The sequence below is a fragment of the Psychrobacter sp. M9-54-1 genome, from assembly GCF_016613355.1.
Lineage (GTDB): Bacteria > Pseudomonadota > Gammaproteobacteria > Pseudomonadales > Moraxellaceae > Psychrobacter > Psychrobacter faecalis.
This window is the reverse complement of the sequence record NZ_JADGFW010000006.1, coordinates 47,113-65,819: the sequence shown is the minus strand read 5'-3', so window position 1 is coordinate 65,819 and position 18,707 is coordinate 47,113. Positions and strand designations below refer to the sequence as shown.

Below are 18,707 nucleotides of genomic sequence, written 5' to 3'. Positions count from 1 at the left end.
AAAATAGAGCTACTTAACACCGGCTTGTAATAAGTCATGTACCGTAATAATGGCCTCCAAACGCTGTTCCTCATCGATAATCAGCAGCTGGCTAATGCCATTTTCATTCATCACACTTAAAGCATCGGAAGCGCGCATATCTTTACTGACTCGGCGTGGATTGCTGACCATCAGCTCACGCATCGGGGTTTGCAAATCAATGCCTTTTTCTAAGCCGCGGCGCAAATCACCATCGGTAAATACGCCGACGACTTTTTGTTCGTCATCAGTCACTACTGTCATACCTAGACGCCCAGAAGACATGGTCAATAAAGCGTCTTGTAGCGGTGCTTGTTGATTAATAAGCGGTAAATTTTCTGAATTGGTATGCATTAAATCTTCGACCCGCGTCAGCAACTGGCGTCCTAAGGCGCCTGCAGGATGCGATAAGGCAAAGTCTTCTGAAGTAAAATTACGTGCATGTACCAAAGCCACAGCCAACGCATCGCCCAATGCCAAGGTCGCTGTGGTACTAGAAGTCGGGGCAAGGTTGAGCGGGCAAGCTTCTTGTGATTTACCAAGCGTCAAAATGATATCCGCCGCTCGTGGTAGCATACCGCGTTTGTCTCGACTAATACTAATCAGGGGAATATTTAGACGCTTAACCACGGGCAGCAGCATTCTAATTTCATCTGACTCGCCCGAGTTTGAGATAGCCAGTAGGACATCGCCCTGCACCAACATCCCCAAATCGCCATGCCCCGCTTCCCCAGGATGCATAAAAAACGCTGGCGTGCCCGTAGAAGCAAAAGTCGCGGCTATCTTACGACCAATCAGACCCGATTTGCCCATGCCCGTCACCACCACACGCCCTTTGCAAGCTAGGATAATATCGCAGGCTTGAGCAAATCTATCATCGATTTGTTCCGTTAACAATTCTAGTGCCGCCATCTCCGTATGAATTGCTTCGATAGCAGTGCTAATAAATTGTTGATGGGTCAGGTTGCGGTGCGGATTACTCATACGTTAGCTCTATATTTTCGGTGAATCAATGAAACATTTTACTATACTATGGCTGATATTAATAATATAGGGCAAGACGTCGCTTTCATCATTGCCTACTTACTAAGCAGTGTAAATAGTCGCTTGCGCAGCCATGATTATACGTCTATTTATACAAAAAAAACCCACTATAATTAATAGTAGGTCTTAATCAGCTATACAACATTTTAATAACATACTTTCAATCAGATACACACCAGATAGCGTTATTTATTGATTGCTATCGTCTATATCATCGTTTGATTTGTTTTCAAACATAGCATTGTCTGAAGAATTGTCGAAGCCACGATCTTGACCAAAGCCGCCGCGCTCAAAGCCGCGCTCTTGACCTTGTCCAAAGCTGCCTCGCTCAAACCCACGATCTTGACCTTGACCAAAACCACCACGATTAAAGCCACTACGATTGGCAAAGCCGCGCTCTTCAAAACCGCCACCACCAGCAAGGTTACTACCACGCTCAAAACCACTACTCATGCCACCTTGGTAACCAGTAGGTGCACCCGTTGAGGTTTGCGCACCCGTACCAGTCGTCGTGCTGCTTCTAGGATTACGGGCGGGCACGACTGTTGAAATGGCATGCTTATAAACCATTTGACTCACTGTGTTTTTTAACAGCACCACGTATTGATCAAATGATTCAATTTGACCTTGCAGCTTAATACCATTAACTAAAAAAATAGAAACAGGAATGCGATCTTTGCGCAACGAGTTCAAAAACGGGTCTTGTAAAGTTTGTCCTTTTGACATGACATCTCTCCTAAATATTATATAATTATTTTTAGTGCCAATTATTATAAGTATTGCTTTAATTATAATGGCTAAGGGCAGATACAATAATAAGTTTTATTTATAAAACGTATCTAAATAAGCACTAATTCTTGTTAAATAATTTCACTTTACCGTGAATACGTTATTATTGTAAATAATTAAGTAACCGCTTATTTTTTAAGATTTCTTACCAACAAAAGTTAATTAACGACCGTTCAAAAAGCAATGATACCGATATAATTCACACTATCTTACTATGATTTAAATTATAGCAGTTATCCAACCTTTATTTTGAAACTAATTGTCATTATTTTTTACGGGGCTAATTAACGCGCTTTATATGATTTGGTTTTAGTATAAATACTCTCTTACTTGGGTCATAGTAGCGAGCGTTTTTATTTTTATATCACCGCGCATAAGCTTGTCATCGTTTTCATTTAGCTTTATTGCAATATTTGACGCATTATCAGGCAAATTGGGCAACTGAGTAAGTTTGCGCAGCCAAGTATATTGACGCTTCGCCAGCTGTCTGGTCGCATATAATGCCTTATTTTGCATTTGCTGACAAGCAAGTGCCTCGGTTTGAGCGCTGAGCGTCAATGGCTGATCGAGCGCTTGAGTAGTGGTGTCTTGTGGTCGTTTACTTGCACTCGCCGCTTCTACTTCTGAAAAGGCGTCATAAAATTGCGCTTTATCCAAGTGCGGCTGTTCAAAAACTGGATGCTTAATATGGACTAGGTATTCTAATACTTGGCGATAACCGACGCAGCGCATAGAGGGTAAGTTTGGTGTCAAAGGGTACTGCTCAAGCAATCTAATCACTTCCGCCACTAGCCCATCATGCCACATTATATCCAAACGTTGCTCGATACGCTGATGTAGCCATGAACGTTCTGGCATCACCGCCAGCGCATGCCATTGCTGATTGGGATTATGCGCCAAGGCATGTTTGGGCTGTTGCTGCCAGTCACTGATGGGTATATTGGTTTGCAGATAAACTTCAACCGCGCGCGTGATACGCTGAGTATCGGTCGCATTAAGACGCTCGTGGCTTATCGGATCTATTTTTCCTAGATAATCATATAGTGCACCAATACCTTTGTCTTGCCGCCACTGCTCCACACGCGCGCGCACGTCATCATCACTGTCAGGCACGGGCGATAGCCCATCAATAAGCGCCATGTAATACATCATAGTACCGCCAACGAGCAAAGGTATTTTACCTTTCTTATGACAGCTATCAATTAAACGAGCAACATCATTAACGAATTCAGCGACGCTATAACTTTGCATCGGGTCAATGATATCAACCAAATGATGCGGATAGCGTGCCAACTCCGCAGCGGTTGGTTTGGCTGTACCGATATTCATATCACGATATATCAATGCTGAATCGACCGAAATCAGCTCATAACGCCCAGTATCGTATAGCTCATACGCTAGAGCTGTCTTGCCACTCGCAGTCGGTGCCATCAAACACACCACGCTATTATCTGCCAAATTGGGATTGAGGCGATAAGATGAGCTAGCAGACGAGATTTGCATAGGATTACCTTTATTGTTTATAGGACTACTAAAACGTGCCCTCACTCTAATCAATGGACATCTAAATGGCTGTAGCTGATAGCATCAATGCGATTAAACGCTGGTTATTTATAGACTTAAAAGCATGTTTAGCAAGTAAGTCTTCGATATCTGCGTTAAATGCCCATAAATCTTCTGTAGACATTTTTGTGGCTAAGTCAGTAAGCTGCTGATTGACAGCATTCGCATCATTAAATGAAACCTGCTCTCTAAATATATCCGACTCAAACAATAAGCTTAATTGCGCCTGCCATATTTCAGCGCCAATCAGAAAAAATTGGCTGCAACTATAAAACAGCAACCATGGTAGTGTTTTCTCACTGACACTTTTAATTGCATCTAAATCATGACCCGTATTTAAAATAACCTCCAAACAATATGGTAAAGGAGCATTTTTTACCGATAGATTTTGTGACGTATTGGCCGTGCTTATTAATGTGCTGCCTGGATTTATATTTTCAGTAAAAGTTGCCTGTTCTGATTGAGCATTATCGGTATTTTCTGACAACTGATATGGCTGTTTGGGCGCTTGCACTTGTTGGGTTTTGGTTGAATGATTGGTTAAATGAGTAGCCGATGACGTCTGTTGCCTTTTAGCAGCGAAGGCGTTATTGATAGATAGATGATTATCTAATACCTGACTACTTTCATCAGCGGAATTGATGGTCTGATTGATGTTCTGTTTGGTAGCAAACGTTTTAAGCTTTGCTTGAATCGCATGACTAAGATGCGCCATGATGTTATTTAGCGGGCTGATTTTGATACGCTGTTTGGACGGATGGACATTGATATTGAGCCAATCAGTTGGCAGATCAAAATAAAGCGCGTAGCCAATACCTGCTAACTGCGCACTTTGGGCAAGTTGACGCAGCTGATTGCTAATCAATGCTTCTTTTACCAATCGCCCATTCACATAAATTAATTTTGGAAAGGTACTTTGAGAGTCATTGCTAAGCCATAACCAACCGTTGATGTTCGCTTGACCATCAAAGTTATTATTCACATAGTCTTTAGGCAATTGCATCAAACTGGTGAGAGCAATTGCCACTTCTAAAGCGTTATCCGTTAATGGTAAACCAATCGCTTGTTCAAGACGTGATAAAGGCAGACGATGAGCGTTATTGTTGCTGCTATTGGTATTATCGTTATCATTTGTAGACATTGCTCTTGAAGACAGCGATAACCGCTTTTTATTGTCATGAAACAAGGTTAGCGTCACATCTGCACGCACCAAAGCCACTTCGCGGACAATGGTTTCGATATGACCGAACTCGGTCGCAATAGATTTTAAGTTGCCGCGGCGTGCGGGCACATTAAAATATAAATCTTTAACCGTGATGGTCGTGCCGCGTTGATGCACGACTGGCAGCAATTTTGGCACCTCGTCCAATACACCGGCAACTTGCAACTGGCGACCAATCCCACTGTCGTCATGACTACTGGTTAAAGTCAAACGAGAAACTGCCGCAGTCGCTGCCAACGCTTCACCGCGAAAGCCCAGTGTGGTAATACCATGCAAATTAGCCACATCGGCCACTTTACTGGTTGCATGGCGAGTAATGGCCATGACCATATCATCAGGATGAATACCCGTGCCGTTATCCAGCACTTCAATCATACCCATGCCGCCTTGGGTAATACGTATCTCAATATTGTTCGCGCCAGCGTCTATCGCGTTTTCAAGCAGCTCTTTGACCACAGCGGCAGGACGCGTCACCACCTCACCTGCTGCTAATTGGTTGATGAGCAGCGGCGATAGTTTTTTGATGCGGCTATTGAAGGGATTATCTGGCATTAATGAGCGTCATACTTTTATAAAACCTCAGAGGCTGTGATGCGGTTTAACCTAAAGGTTAAGAGAGGATAAATCTAAGCCCTGCGCTTGACCCGCCTTCGATAGTCGCAGCTCGACTTGGCGTGCCTCTTTATCATTATCATTGCGATCGGCTTGCGTCATATCAATAAACAAACTCGGTGGTGGTAAATAGCTGTCCGCACGACTCGCCCATTCGATAATAACCAGCGCATTCGGCTCATCTAGATATTCATCAAAGCCAATAAAAGATAGCTCTTCTGGGTCTTGCAGACGATATAAATCTGCATGATAAACAGGTTTAATTGAACCATCATTTTGCTCAATACTATAAGGCTCGACCAGGGTATAAGTTGGGCTTTTGACCGCACCTGTATGACCGAGCGCCTGCAACCAATAACGCGTCAAGGTGGTTTTACCAGCGCCTAAATTACCCGACAGCCACACGCTACCCGATAAGGGCAACGCTGCCAATTGCACCGCCAAGCGCTGAGTATCTGCTTCAGAATGCAGCGTCAAGGTTTTCACATGTTGGTCTTGTTTTATATTATTAGGCATCAAGCTTACCTTCCCTTACTTGCGTCTGTACTTGCGGCTGTACTTGCATAGTCACGGCTGGATTGATAAAGCTTTCACCGCGAATCAGCTTGGCATATAGCTCGGGGTCATGCCATTCTGCCTTTACTTGCTCGCTGAACTCAAAGTCTTCTAGATGAAGCTCTCCCATTTGCGCGTTTGCCACATCTTCTGCAAAGCACTGTGCGTAACCGGTTGCGGTTTCGTGGGCAATCACCGAGTAGACGCTGACATCAGATTCACCGTTTTGCATTTGGGTTTGTTTGAGAATTTCTTGTGCCCAAAAGAAGATGACGCGTGAGAATTGCTCTGCTGACGGCGATACCGGCAAACTGATCCAACGCGCGCTGAATTTTTTACAGGCGGCGATATATTCAGAGTCGTCTTTATTCCAAAAGCAAATCGCATGATCAAAGCTGTCGATAATGTCTTTAATAGACGATTTTAATAGACCAAAATCATACACCATTTGCCCATGGTCTAACCGCTTAGCTTCAAGAATCAGCTCAATCTGATAGCTATGACCATGAATAGAATGTTTGCAGCGCTCAGAGCTACAATTACGCACGATATGCGCATTTTCAAATTTGAACAGTTTACGAATACGCATAATAATTGACCAAAACAGTAAGCTTTACTGTGTTAAACATGAATATTATAAGGGTTTACCGCGACGACACATCGGCGTGCGGCTCATTATAGCAAATCGTAATGACTGCGTAAGTAAGCACTTATTAATAGCCATATTGACTAAATGAATCCATAACACTAAACACCCTTTTATCAAATCTATTTATCAAAAATAATTTGAGGAGCAGGATTAAAAAGAGATGTCTAAATCCAATCGTAGGTGAATTGTGCTGACGCTATCTATTGCGACACCTTAAGCCTATACTCATTGCAGTACGCACAATTTGCGTCATCAGCATTTAACCTAACCTTTAAGCTTGTTTACACTGGCTTTAAAGGGATTACGGCTTATCTCAAGAGGAAAACACCATGAGTAAAGGTCAAGACAGTAAAAAGAACGTAAAAAAGAAACCGCTATTAACGGCAAAAGAGAAAAAAGCCGCTAAGCAATCTAAGAAAGATGACAACGGCAGTATCTTAGGTAAACATTAATATTTAGTGCATCAGTATGCTAACTGAAGCTATATTAATCTAAACCATACTAATTAAAGCTATGCCAATTGAACCTCACGGTTTGATTGGCATTTTTTATGCTAGGTACTGTTTTTATAGTAGCTACTGTTTTTATGCTAGGAACTGTTTCATACTAACTACTGTTTTTATGCTAAGTACTGCGCGGCGCAAACATAATAATTGCCATGCCTAGCAGCGCGACGACAGAACCCAATATATCCCACGTGGTCGGCCTGATGCCGTTCACTGTCCACAGCCAAATAATAGCCATCGAAATATAGACACCGCCGTAAGCGGCATAAACTCGACCAGCTGCGGTTGGATGCAAAGACAATAGCCAAACAAAAGCAACTAAACTTAGTGCACCCGGAACCAGCAGCCAAATCGACTTACCTTCTCGCAGCCATAAATAAGGCAAATAGCAGCCCGCAATTTCTGCCAATGCGGTCAGCGCAAACAATCCAACGGTTTTTAACTCAGTCAAAACCATCTACTCCTAAACGGTGATAAATCCTGTCATATACTGTACGGCATTGCCAGAAATCATTACTCTGTCACCTGCGACGACACAGTCTAAAATACCGCCTCGTTTTGATGCTTGATAAGCAATCAATTCATTTTTACCCAAACGCTCCGCCCATAATGGTGCTAAAGCAGTATGAGCCGAGCCTGTCACTGGGTCTTCATCGCCACCGTTAGCAGGCCAAAAATAACGTGAGATAAAATCGTAATCTTTGTAGTCAGCAGAGGTAGCCTGACAGGTGACCACTACATCTAATGGCGCAAGCTTTTTTAGTCGCTCGTTATCGCGCTCTACGTTTAGGACATCTGCTTCAGCATTATAAATCACAAAATATGCTTGGCTGTTTTTATAAACTTCGACTGGTGCAATAGACAATCCTGCCAGCAAACTCTCGGGAATATCTTTGACCTTTCCAGGCTTAGTATTAGGAAAATCCATTTGTATTTTGCCATCGTCTGTTTGCACGATAGTTAAAACACCAACGGCTTTGGCGGAAAATTTAATGGCTTCTATACTAGGATTTTTGTTAAATAACACAAAGGCTGACGCTAAGGTTGCATGTCCGCAAAAAGCAATCTCAGACAATGGTGAAAACCAGCGGATATGATAAATGCCGTCATCTTCAAGAACAATAAAGGCCGTCTCAGATAAATTGTTCTCAAAGGCAATCGACTGCATCAAATCATCACTTAACCAATCATCTGTAATGATAACCGCCGCTGAATTGCCCTTAAAAACCGTATCCGTAAAAGCATCAATGACATTGATTTCTAGCTGCATTTTATGTTCTCGCTGTTATTTTTTATAACTTCATGGTTTTATGGTTTTATGGTTTTATAGCTTTATGAGGTTACCGCCAATATCAATCAACAATAAATAGCTTAGCGCCTGTCTTCGTTGACGAACGATGTGCAATCGTATTATCCGCTACTTGATAAGTCATACCGGCTGTTAAGGTAAAAGTACGCCCATCCTTTAACTCAGTGTTTAGCTCGCCCTCAATACAAAACAAAATATGTCCTTTATCGCACCAGTGATCGGCAAGGTAGCCGGCAGAATACTCAACCATATGCACATTGATAGTATCAAATTCACGAGTTTTCCAATACCCTGTGCCCGTTTCGCCTTTGATTTCTACTGCTTCTACTGTCGTCCAGTCGGTAGTAGCAAAAGGTATGTTTTTCATTTCCATGACATCATCTTCCTGATTTAATCGATCATTTATGCATAATAACTCTCTTTACTTACTATAATTCAAATCCAGCGCCGCACTTTATTTAGATATGCTTGATAAGTTTTTCCAAATTTTCGTGCCATCATTTGCTCTTCTGGCTGTATCTGAAGACGTGTCATATAAAGTATAAAAACGGGTAATAACACAAACGACAGAAAGTGCGACAGATAGAATGCCCAGCCTAATAAGATAAGCACCAAGCCTAAATACATCGGATTGCGACTATATCCATAGATGCCACTGGTCACTAGACTAGATACTTTCTCAAGCGCCTGCGGATTGGGTGTGGTCTGCGCCTTTCTAAATTGCGTCACACCCATGACACCTAAGCTCATTCCCATCATACCCAAACCCACTGCCAGTGCAGTTGAGCCGTTGAGTGAGAACGTCAAAGCAGGAACCATTTTAGAGACGCCATACATGGCAGCTGCCGTAATAATGACTTGTGCTACTGGTGGTACTTTAAGCGCTAGAGCGTTCATGGTTGCACCTTATATATGACTAAACAACGAATTTAAATAACGAACCTAAACCATTCATTATCTATTATAACTGCTAACTATTTGTGTGTTTATTTTTCTACCTGCGCCTGTATCTAGCAACTGCACATTTCACACCGCTATCATTGGTATTTTCCATATTATAAAACTTTATTCATACTAGAATTGGCGCCTATATTACTTCTAGAAGGTTATAATTGTCCCCTGTTTAATTTTTAGTCTTTATTACAGTAAAGGAATTGTCCCTAAGACTGTCGTTGAATTTAATGAGGAAGTTAGCGTCATGATGCGTATCGGATTGTTTTTATTAACCAACTTAGCGGTGATTGTGGTATTTAGCATCGTGTTTGGTATTTTATCCAGATTTTTTGGGATTGGTGGCGTACATGGCACAGGCGGGCTAAATTACACCAGCCTTGCCATTATGTGCGGTATATACGGCATGGTTGGCTCGATGGTTTCGCTATTTATCTCAAAGTGGATGGCCAAAAGATCAACGGGAACGGTGGTTATTGAAACGCCAAGCAACGCCACGGAACAATGGCTGGTAGATACCGTCGCTAAACAAGCACGAGCGGTAAATATTGGGATGCCAGAAGTGGGAATTTTTAATAATTCCCAGCCTAACGCATTTGCAACCGGTTGGAATAAAAATAAAGCACTGGTCGCGGTTTCATCTGGTCTGTTGCAGAATATGAATCAAGATGAAGTAGAAGCGGTGTTGGCGCATGAGATCGGTCACGTGGCCAATGGTGATATGGTAACGCTTGCGCTTATCCAAGGCGTGGTAAACGCCTTTGTGATGTTCTTTGCGCGTATTATCGGCAGCTTCGTCGACCGTACTGTCTTTAAAAATACCAGTGATAGCCCCGGCATTGGCTACTTTGTGACGAGTATTGTGATGGATATTTTGCTTGGATTTTTGGCGTCTGCCATCGTTATGTGGTTCTCACGTCTGCGTGAATTCCGTGCTGATGAGATGGGTGCTAAGCTTGCTAGCAAAGACAAGATGATTAGTGCGCTTGATGCCTTGCGTCCTTCTGCACAGCGTCCAGACCAAATGCCAGAGAGCATGAAGGCATTTGCGATTTCATCAGGACAATCTACGGGCTTTAGTATCGCTAACCTTTTCCGCTCACACCCAACGCTTGATGATCGTATTGCGGCGTTGAGGAAGTATAATCCTAGTGAGGGATGATAGAAGACTCTTGAAATGCTAAGGGCATAATTTGTAGATTGAATTATGCCTGAATGTAGAACAACATAATAAAGATTACGATAACTTACCAAGACTTTTAAACATTCAATTAATAAATAATACTTACCTTAACGAGCGACTATACTATTTTATTAGCCATCATTTTGTACTAAGATTTTTTATGGCTTCGAGCATTACTCTCTATATAATCTCTAAACTCGCCCTCTTTCATTTTGTTATGTCTACCGTCATAAGTCTCAGATACACGATTATAAATTGAACGTGTACTAAATATCACAAAACAGCCTTTAATGTACCTACATAACAATTTTGCAGTTTTTGGTAAAATTTCGCCTTTATACTCATTCTCATCCCAGCAAGATCTTTCTACATAAACATTTTGCTCAATTTCAACAACCTCTTCGAAAGAATAATCATATTTGTTTGCTCCATAAACATCAGTACGTTGGGTCGTCTCTACTTCTAACCTAAAATAATTCCATTGAGCATCTACACCAAATGATTCGTAGGTTAGCTTCTTGGGTTTAAAAGTGTAATACCATTTATTTGTTATCTTTAAAGCGATAAAGTCTTCTTCATTAGCAGGAATAGCATCAATAAAAGTATTCCCACCACCATCCGGTAGAAAAGTGTGGTTTAGACTATTCACATGTGCAATTTCATTAAGTATTGCAAGAATGCTATTTTTATCAACCCATGTAACAGACTTTGGTGCACCAGCTGGGAAAATTCGATTTTGTAGATCAAACCACTCTGTCAAATTTTGCGAATGAAAATCTTCATTAATTTTTATCCATTCATCTAATCGCTCAATCACTTCAACCATTTTTGGACGACTTTCAGGAGTATGCTCTGTACACTGTGCCAATAAGTCGTTAAGAGTCTTAGTGTAGAGCCCTTCACAATGATGATTAATACTAACAGTTGAAAGAACGTTATACTGTCCATCAAAACACTTCATATCGCCTGTAATTGCGATCCATAAAGTTTTCGCAAATGAATATATATCTGCTAGTTCACCATTAGCTTCGCTAGCATTACGCCGCATTTCAGGTGCCATAGTAAATTTAGGACCTACATCTTCACGCTTTCCAGTAAAGTTATTACTATTTGGATATTTAACTAGCCCGAAATCTGATAGGTTAAGTCTTTCATCATGAAACAGGATATTCGCAGGTTTAATATCACGATGATAATACTCATTATCATGCAGCTCCTGAAGTGTTTTACCAAGAGATGACATCTCTCTCATAACATCCAAAATATTTCTACCTTTTCTCCACTCAGAAAATCTAATACATACGGGCATTACAAACCATGGTATGTCGCTTGTTATACCCTCTGGAAGATGTTGATCAACTATCCTTATTACTCCAGAAATATTCTGATTGCTAGAAATAGCATGTACTTCAGACTTGAAACGCTTATATGTATTTAGCTCTATCTTTTTTAAAAGTTTGATAGCACCGATGTTGTTATCTTTTTGTGCACACCAAACCTCCCCATTACCACCTGTTCCAAGCCTATGCTGTAACTTCCAACCTCCAATCACTTGATGCTTTTTATAATTCTTATTTCTCTTTTTAGTCATTTTAAGGGCCTGATTTAAATATAAAGTAAGTTAGAGGGCTTAGGTTAATTTTTGGATTCAGCATAATCCATGATTTAGATGTTTTAAGAATAACAAATAGTAGCAAGAACCTAGTGCAGCCGCTAGCCTTAAGAGCCGCAAAAAAATTGCACTACAATTTTAGACTCGCAAGAGGAATTCTTTTAAATAAGAATTCCTAGCAGAAATGGCAGGATCAGCTTCCTTTACCTTCCCGTAAAGTCACAATACAACCAACCAAACACAAAAAAAAGCCTATCTTTAAAGATAGGCTTTTTATTAGATAAACTTACTGACTAAATATCGAACACTAATGCTCTATCGCCTTCGCTATCTTTGATACGCGTTGGCAAGCCAATCTTATTCAATAGATTAATAAAAGGCTTGGCATCAAGCTCTTCAACGTTAACCATTTTGCCCGCGTCCCACTCGCCAGTGGCAACTAGCATCGCCGCAGCAACAGGTGGCACGCCTGCGGTATAAGAGATGCCTTGGCTACCAACTTCATTATAAGCTTCTTTATGGTCGGAGATATTGTAAATAAATACCTCGCTATCGACGCCATCAATCTTACCTTTGACTTTATCGCCAATGCAGGTCTTGCCGGTATAGTTTGGCGCAAGCGAACTTGGATCTGGTAGCACCGCTTTGACCACTTTTAACGGAACCACTTCTTGTCCTTCAGCGGTCATAACAGGCTGCTCGGACAACAATCCTAAGTTTTGGAGCACGGTAAAGACGTTAATATAATGCTCACCAAAGCCCATCCAAAAGCGAATGTTTGGCACGTCTAAATTGGCTGATAAAGAATGAACCTCATCGTGACCACTTAAATAGCTGTTTTGCACACCGACAACAGGCAAATCATCGGTACGCTTGACTTCAAACATCTTATTCGACTGCCACTTGCTGTCCTGCCACGAATAAACCGTACCAGTGAATTCACGGAAATTAATCTCAGGATCAAAGTTAGTGGCAAAATACTTACCATGACTGCCCGCATTGATATCGATAATGTCGATATCGGTCACCGAGCCTGCATCCATCATGTCATAACCAAGGCGCGCGTAGGCATTGACCACGCCGGGATCAAATCCTGCGCCCAAAATTGCTGTGATACTATTGTCGGCACAGCGCTCGCGGCGTTGCCATTCGTAGTTGCCATACCATGGCGGCGTCTCGCAAATCTTGCGCGGGTCTTCATGAATTGCCGTATCAATGTACGCCGCGCCCGTCTCGATACAAGCTTCTAACACGGTCATATTCACAAATGCTGAGCCGACATTGATGACGATTTGCACGCCCGTCTCTTCAATCAGTTGAATCAGCGCTTGGGTATCCATCGCATCGACTTGATGCGTATGCAATACCGCCGGCAGCTTAAAGCTACTCTTGTCTTTGACGCTTTGGGCGATGGCATCACATTTATCTTGCGTGCGTGAGGCAATATGAATCTCGCCGAGCACATCGTTATGCATCGCACATTTATGCGCGACCACTTGCGCCACACCGCCTGCACCGATGATGAGCACGTCTTTTTTGTTAGGGTTGGTTTGATTTGTGTTCAATGAACAATCCTCCTTTGTGTCCCTGTCGATACCATCGATGGTGGCGAGTCAAAACAGAAACGAGTGAATGATATGCGTGAATTAAAAAGGAAGACCGAGGAAAACCCACGCACCCGTCGGGCAAAGCAGTATTTGGCTACTTGCTTTTGCCCGCGGCGATTATAACAATTTTTACCCACCTTTCGGCAATAATTAATCGATAAGATGACATCTAATTCTATTACTCAAATACCATCACCGTCATCTTAATAGCAAAATTAAGACAAGCTGGCCTTATAATCTTGATAATCAAACTCACGCTGCACATGTATCGACCCATCTAAACGGCGGATAACGATTGCAGGCATACCCACACCATTAAACCAGTTTTTCTTGACCATGGTATAACCGGCAGCATTTCCAAACGCAATGGTATCGCCAATTTTCAAATTACTCGGTAAGGCGTACTCACCAAAAATATCGCCTGCCAAACAAGAACGACCGTAAATAATAGTGTTGTCTGCAGCGCCCTCTTTTTGATCTTTATTTACCGGCATCATATCTATTGATTCTTCATTAATGGACACAATGGGAGCAGACTCGCGATAAATGAGCAAATCAAGCATATGCGCTTCGATAGAGGCATCGACGACGGCAAGATTTTTTTCATTGTGCATAGTGTCTAAGACGGTTGTCACTAATGAGCCAGCGCCGTGAATGCTCGCTTCACCCGGCTCAAGATAGACTTGCACGCCATATTTTTCGCTAAAGCCTTTTAATCTATCAGCCAGTTTTTCGAGTGGATAATCAGGCGCGATAAAGTGAATACCACCGCCCAAGCTCACCCATTCAAGCTGCGCCAGCACCTCACCAAACCTGTTTTCGATATCGGCTAAGCTTGCGCTAAATGCCTCAAAACTATCGTTTTCACAGTTGTTGTGAATCATGACGCCAGTGATATCAGCAAGTACGGCGGTAATCTTATCTTTATCATGCTCACCCAAACGGCTAAAGGGACGAGCTGGATCAGCAATAATAAAGGACGAGTTGCTGGTTTTTGGATTTAAGCGTAGCCCTACTGGAATATTCTGAGCAGCAGCTTTACCTTTAAATGCATTCAATTGCGAGATAGAATTAAAAATAATTTTATCGGCATAGCTTAATACTTCGTCAATTTCATCTGCGCTATAAGCAACGCTATAAGCATGGGTTTCTTTTTTATTATCACTGCCTTTACCTTTACCAAAGGTCTCATAGCCCAACCGCACTTCATTCAATGAAGACGAGGTTGTACCATGCAAATAAGGCTGCATGACATCAAACACGCCCCAAGTGGCAAAACATTTGAGCGCGAGCAAGGCTTTGGCGCCAGATAGCTCGCACAGACGCGCGATAATCTGCATATTGGCAACGATTGCCGCTTCATCAAGCAGATAATAGGGCGTTGCAGGCAAGGGTGAGTGACTGGTTTGTAACGGTAAATTTGTATTCATAAGAGGTTACCTAATAGCTGCGGACGGTATCATGACAGACCTAAATAATTGCGCTATAGTAGATTAAATCCATCATAAATAGAATATCTTATGGCACTCTCGACCGATTATTCTACGGCTAAAAACCCAGCCAATCTATCCCAGCTAGATCCACAAAACATCAGCTTAGAACATCTTGCTGCGGATGCGCGTGCGGTATTGGATTTTTGGTTCGATAAAGACAATGAGCAGTACTGGTTTGCGCAAAATGATGCTTTTGATAAACAGATAAAAGACAAATTTTATAATATTTGGCAGGCAGCAAAACAGGGTGAATGCGTGTCGTGGCGTATCGCAGATGCAGCGACTGATAGCAATAGCTCAGTCACGGCGCTAGCAGGACGCTTGGCAGAAATTATCGTTTTAGATCAGTTTTCGCGTAATTTATGCCGTGAGCAAGCGTGCGCTTTTGCCCAAGATGGCATGGCGCTAGCATTGGCACAAGAAGCCATTGGACAACCATATTTTGATACGCTGCCAGCGCAGTGGCGCAAATTTATTATCATGCCATTTATGCATTCTGAATCGGCCATGATTCATGAGCGCTATCTGCCGCTGTTTAAGCAATTAAATGATGCAACAACCTTAGAGTTTGAAGAGCGTCATAAAGAGATTATCGATAAATTTGGACGCTATCCACATCGTAACGACACGTTGGATCGTGAAACGACTGACGAAAAAGAAGCGTTTTTAAAGCAGCCGAACTCATCGTTCTAAGTATTTTTGGGACTTTGAAGATTTCTGTTGTTAAAGGTTTAAATAAAAAAACCATCTGTTGATTATGAACAGATGGTTTTTTTATGACTGAAAGCATTTTCTTATTTAATTTTGCTTAGGCTATTTCATTAAGCAGTCTCATTCTGCTAGCTAATGATCATTTTTAGGTCAGGCAATATTGGCTTTCGAGCACTTTTCTTACCGGTGCAAAGCTACGTCTATGCGCGGCTAATACGCCATGAGCTGCAATCGCTTCCATATGGGCGCGCGTTGGATAGCCTTTATGCTTGGCGATGCCATATTCAGGATGTTCAGTATCAAGCGCATACATGGTTTGGTCACGGCTGACTTTTGCTAAAATACTGGCCGCCGCGATACTGGTATGTCGGCCATCGCCTTTTACCCATGCTTGGCAGTCAATCGCTGACTCTTGAATACCAAATTTAGTGAGACTGGCATAATCTAAATCTGGACAACGATTGCCATCAATTAATATCTCAAACAGTGTTTTGTCACCCGTATTCAGGTGTTTAGCAACTACCGCCAATAAAACCTCAGTACATAAGCGCATCCCTAGCATGGTCGCTTGCAAGATATTGACTTGGTCGATGACCGCTGGCGGTATATCAGCGACGATATGCGCGACTGCATGCTGCTGAACCAACGGATAAAGAATATCGCGCTTTTTTTCACTCAGCTGCTTTGAGTCCGTCAGTATAGACAATGGCGTATTTTTTAGTGGCTCATTTTCAATTAAACCTGCCCACGCCGCAGGTAATATTGCCGCAGCGACATTCACACTACCCAGCAGCGGTCCACGCCCTGCTTCGTCAACGCCAATTTGTATGGCTGTTGGTTGCAAGTTTTCTAAACTTAATGAGTATTGCGCAATCAGTTCTGAGATATTGACTTGCCCTGATAACTGTATGGGCGCTGCCAGTTGTATATATTGTCCTTTAATATCAATTTGCTCAATAACTCTTTCAATCTGAACGCTATGCTTAAGCATAACTGGGCTTTTTATATGATTATTTTCTGTAGAAGACATAGTACTCATAACTTTATTATTTCTTAACTTTACGGTTTAAAGAGTTTTTTGCGTGCCTAACATAATTAGCGTTTGGTTACTGAGCTTGATAATTGTCTTGGCTGTCGTAATTTTCTTGACTGACATGACCGTCTTGTCCATTAAAATCATGATTTTGATGACTGGCGCGGTTTTGAATAAACCACTGTTCGATGACGCTATGCGCAGGGTCATGATTGCTTTGTTGTTGCAATGCATACTTGGTATCAATCAGCGCTTTTAATTGTTCTGCATACGCGCGCGGCTGCAACAAACGCATCACAGTACGACAGATATTATCGCCACTTGCCTGCTCTTGGATAAGCTCAGGCACGATTGCGCTATCTGCCAAAATATTAGGCAAACCGACATAAGGGACTTTGACCAAACGTTTTGCTATCTGATAAGTCAGCTGATTTAATTGATAAATCACCACCATTGGACGCTCAAGCAGCATGGCTTCTAAGGTTGCAGTACCCGACGCCAACATAACCATATCTGATGCCGCCATTGCCAGCTGACTAAAGGCTGGCTGACTTTCATCATAGACCACCGCAATCGCCGCCCGCAGCTGCTCTGAGCGCTTATCGATCACATCTTGTACGATATATTGATGGTTTTGATCGACAGTTGGAATGATAAAGCACAGCTTAGGATCTAACAGCAAAAGTCTTTGGATACCATCGAGCATAAGCGGCAAAATAGCGGTTATCTCACCACGCCTAGAGCCGGGCATGACGCAAATAAGTTGGCTGACCTCATCGAAACGATCGATAAAAAACTGCTGCAAGCCATCATTATGCCAGACCAATTCGCTACGGCGCTGATTGATGGGCGTCTCAAGTAAGGTCTGATCAATGGTTCGTAGTAGCGGATGACCGACACATATCGCAGGATGGTTATAACGCTCGTAGACGGGTAGCTCAAATGGGAATAGGCAAAGTACCAGATTGGTCGCTGCCATAATGTTATGAATACGCGACTCACGCCACGCCCAAATAGAAGGGCTGACATACTGCACGCAAAACACCTCTTGCGGCTTTAATTTCTTGGCCACTCTGAGGTTAAAATCAGGCGCATCAATGCCAATAAACCAATCAATGCTTGCGTCTTTAAATACCGTCAGCAGCTCTTGACGTGCTTTGAGTAAATCCGGTAACTGCGACACCACTTCGACCAAACCCATCACAGCTAAGCGCGATAACGGAAAAATACTTTGCAGCCCTTGCGCCTGCATTTTTGCGCCGCCAACCCCAACCCAAATAATATCATCACGCAGATTATTCATCTGCTGCATAAAATCTGCACCCAAACTGTCGCCTGACACTTCACCGGCGACAATCCCTATCACCAGTGGCGAACACGTCATCTCAGGCAATTTATCAAAAGCACCATAAGTATCTGGTGCTGGCGTTGTATCAGCAGGTTGGTGAGGCGTAGCAGGATCTGTCATGATAAGCTCTCAATATTAAAGTGGTACAATTTAATTGATGCCATTTAAGTAGCACAGTTAAACAAAAAAAGATAAAATGCGTCTATCATAAGAATGATTATATAAAATATAACATAGCTTAGCCGTAATAAGATGCCCATTAAAAGGCATCTTGATAGCATTCCATGATGCTCGAACTTAGTCGTTTATATCGCCATCATACGTGACAGTGCTGGAAATAGCTAAATTAGTGCACAAAATCCAGTCAGTATCACTCATTTATATCTGCCTATAAACGTTGTGTTTAATGCAAATTTGGACTTAGGTTAGCGATAAAGCGTCATTTTCCCTATGCTTTACATTGCCTTATCATTCTTATACACCTATGAATGACAGCATGTTA

At 42.3% G+C, this 18,707-nt stretch carries 18 protein-coding genes; 3 read left to right on the top strand and 15 right to left on the bottom strand.

Going from position 1 to position 18,707, the window contains the following annotated elements:
* Positions 1–9 precede the first annotated feature (9 nt).
* The 6 genes from IQ457_RS03730 to IQ457_RS03705 all read right to left on the bottom strand — a co-directional run bounded on the left by IQ457_RS03730 (position 10) and on the right by IQ457_RS03705 (position 6,392).
* Positions 10–1,002, bottom strand: coding sequence for a KpsF/GutQ family sugar-phosphate isomerase (locus IQ457_RS03730; protein WP_200662146.1), 993 nt, complete (start codon positions 1,000–1,002; stop codon positions 10–12).
* 249 nt (positions 1,003–1,251) lie between these two features.
* A complete protein-coding gene (gene hfq / locus IQ457_RS03725) occupies positions 1,252–1,788 on the bottom strand; it encodes an RNA chaperone Hfq (protein WP_200662145.1) in 537 nt (178 codons plus the stop codon).
* A 372-nt stretch (positions 1,789–2,160) separates the two neighbouring features.
* Entirely contained in the window at positions 2,161–3,354 is a 1,194-nt protein-coding gene (gene miaA / locus IQ457_RS03720; protein ID WP_200662144.1) for a tRNA (adenosine(37)-N6)-dimethylallyltransferase MiaA, read from the bottom strand.
* Positions 3,355–3,415: 61 nt separating this feature from the next.
* Positions 3,416–5,188 carry a DNA mismatch repair endonuclease MutL gene (gene mutL, locus IQ457_RS03715; protein ID WP_200662143.1) on the bottom strand — a complete coding sequence of 591 codons (1,773 nt, stop codon included), beginning with the start codon at positions 5,186–5,188 and terminating at the stop codon, positions 3,416–3,418.
* Positions 5,189–5,239: 51 nt separating this feature from the next.
* The gene (gene tsaE / locus IQ457_RS03710; RefSeq protein WP_198327843.1) at positions 5,240–5,764 is read right to left on the bottom strand and encodes a tRNA (adenosine(37)-N6)-threonylcarbamoyltransferase complex ATPase subunit type 1 TsaE; all 525 of its coding nucleotides are present in this window, start codon (positions 5,762–5,764) and stop codon (positions 5,240–5,242) included.
* On the bottom strand, positions 5,757–6,392 hold the full coding sequence (locus IQ457_RS03705) for a 6-pyruvoyl trahydropterin synthase family protein (protein ID WP_200662142.1): 636 nt from the start codon (positions 6,390–6,392) through the stop codon (positions 5,757–5,759). Before IQ457_RS03705 ends, tsaE begins: the two co-directional genes overlap by 8 nt.
* A 389-nt stretch (positions 6,393–6,781) precedes the next feature.
* Here IQ457_RS03705 and IQ457_RS13630 point away from each other — a divergent pair, with 389 nt between their 5' ends.
* Positions 6,782–6,904 (top strand): hypothetical protein, encoded by a 123-nt coding sequence (locus tag IQ457_RS13630; protein ID WP_020443648.1) that lies wholly within the window; start codon positions 6,782–6,784, stop codon positions 6,902–6,904.
* 172 nt (positions 6,905–7,076) lie between these two features.
* Here IQ457_RS13630 and IQ457_RS03700 read toward each other — a convergent pair whose 3' ends face one another.
* The 4 genes from IQ457_RS03700 to IQ457_RS03685 all read right to left on the bottom strand — a co-directional run bounded on the left by IQ457_RS03700 (position 7,077) and on the right by IQ457_RS03685 (position 9,164).
* Positions 7,077–7,409, bottom strand: a complete 333-nt coding sequence (locus tag IQ457_RS03700; RefSeq protein ID WP_200662141.1) for a YnfA family protein — start codon at positions 7,407–7,409, stop codon at positions 7,077–7,079.
* Positions 7,410–7,421: 12 nt separating this feature from the next.
* Positions 7,422–8,228: a PhzF family phenazine biosynthesis protein gene (locus IQ457_RS03695; protein WP_200662140.1), complete on the bottom strand. Its 807-nt coding sequence runs from the start codon at positions 8,226–8,228 to the stop codon at positions 7,422–7,424.
* Positions 8,229–8,310: 82 nt separating this feature from the next.
* The gene (locus IQ457_RS03690) at positions 8,311–8,640 is read right to left on the bottom strand and encodes a DHCW motif cupin fold protein (RefSeq protein ID WP_200662139.1); all 330 of its coding nucleotides are present in this window, start codon (positions 8,638–8,640) and stop codon (positions 8,311–8,313) included.
* Between the two features lie 62 nt (positions 8,641–8,702).
* Positions 8,703–9,164, bottom strand: a complete 462-nt coding sequence (locus tag IQ457_RS03685; RefSeq protein WP_200662138.1) for a methyltransferase family protein — start codon at positions 9,162–9,164, stop codon at positions 8,703–8,705.
* 301 nt (positions 9,165–9,465) lie between these two features.
* On the opposite strand from IQ457_RS03685, the gene htpX reads away from it, so the two are divergent.
* Entirely contained in the window at positions 9,466–10,380 is a 915-nt protein-coding gene (gene htpX, locus IQ457_RS03680; RefSeq protein WP_200662137.1) for a protease HtpX, read from the top strand.
* Between the two features lie 169 nt (positions 10,381–10,549).
* On the opposite strand, the gene IQ457_RS03675 is transcribed toward htpX, so the two are convergent.
* The 3 genes from IQ457_RS03675 to IQ457_RS03665 form a co-directional block, all read right to left on the bottom strand.
* Positions 10,550–11,992 carry a protein kinase domain-containing protein gene (locus IQ457_RS03675; RefSeq protein ID WP_200662136.1) on the bottom strand — a complete coding sequence of 481 codons (1,443 nt, stop codon included), beginning with the start codon at positions 11,990–11,992 and terminating at the stop codon, positions 10,550–10,552.
* 314 nt (positions 11,993–12,306) lie between these two features.
* Positions 12,307–13,578: a saccharopine dehydrogenase family protein gene (locus tag IQ457_RS03670; protein WP_200662135.1), complete on the bottom strand. Its 1,272-nt coding sequence runs from the start codon at positions 13,576–13,578 to the stop codon at positions 12,307–12,309.
* A 257-nt stretch (positions 13,579–13,835) separates the two neighbouring features.
* Positions 13,836–15,050 carry a carboxynorspermidine decarboxylase gene (locus tag IQ457_RS03665; RefSeq protein ID WP_200662134.1) on the bottom strand — a complete coding sequence of 405 codons (1,215 nt, stop codon included), beginning with the start codon at positions 15,048–15,050 and terminating at the stop codon, positions 13,836–13,838.
* Between the two features lie 90 nt (positions 15,051–15,140).
* On the opposite strand from IQ457_RS03665, the gene IQ457_RS03660 reads away from it, so the two are divergent.
* Positions 15,141–15,806: a DUF924 family protein gene (locus tag IQ457_RS03660; protein ID WP_200662133.1), complete on the top strand. Its 666-nt coding sequence runs from the start codon at positions 15,141–15,143 to the stop codon at positions 15,804–15,806.
* Between the two features lie 163 nt (positions 15,807–15,969).
* Here the strand turns inward: IQ457_RS03660 and IQ457_RS03655 are convergent, their stop codons facing one another.
* On the bottom strand, positions 15,970–16,863 hold the full coding sequence (locus tag IQ457_RS03655; RefSeq protein ID WP_242465346.1) for a ribonuclease HII: 894 nt from the start codon (positions 16,861–16,863) through the stop codon (positions 15,970–15,972).
* A 67-nt stretch (positions 16,864–16,930) separates the two neighbouring features.
* Entirely contained in the window at positions 16,931–18,241 is a 1,311-nt protein-coding gene (gene lpxB, locus IQ457_RS03650; protein ID WP_242465351.1) for a lipid-A-disaccharide synthase, read from the bottom strand.
* Between the last annotated feature and the right edge of the window lie 466 nt (positions 18,242–18,707).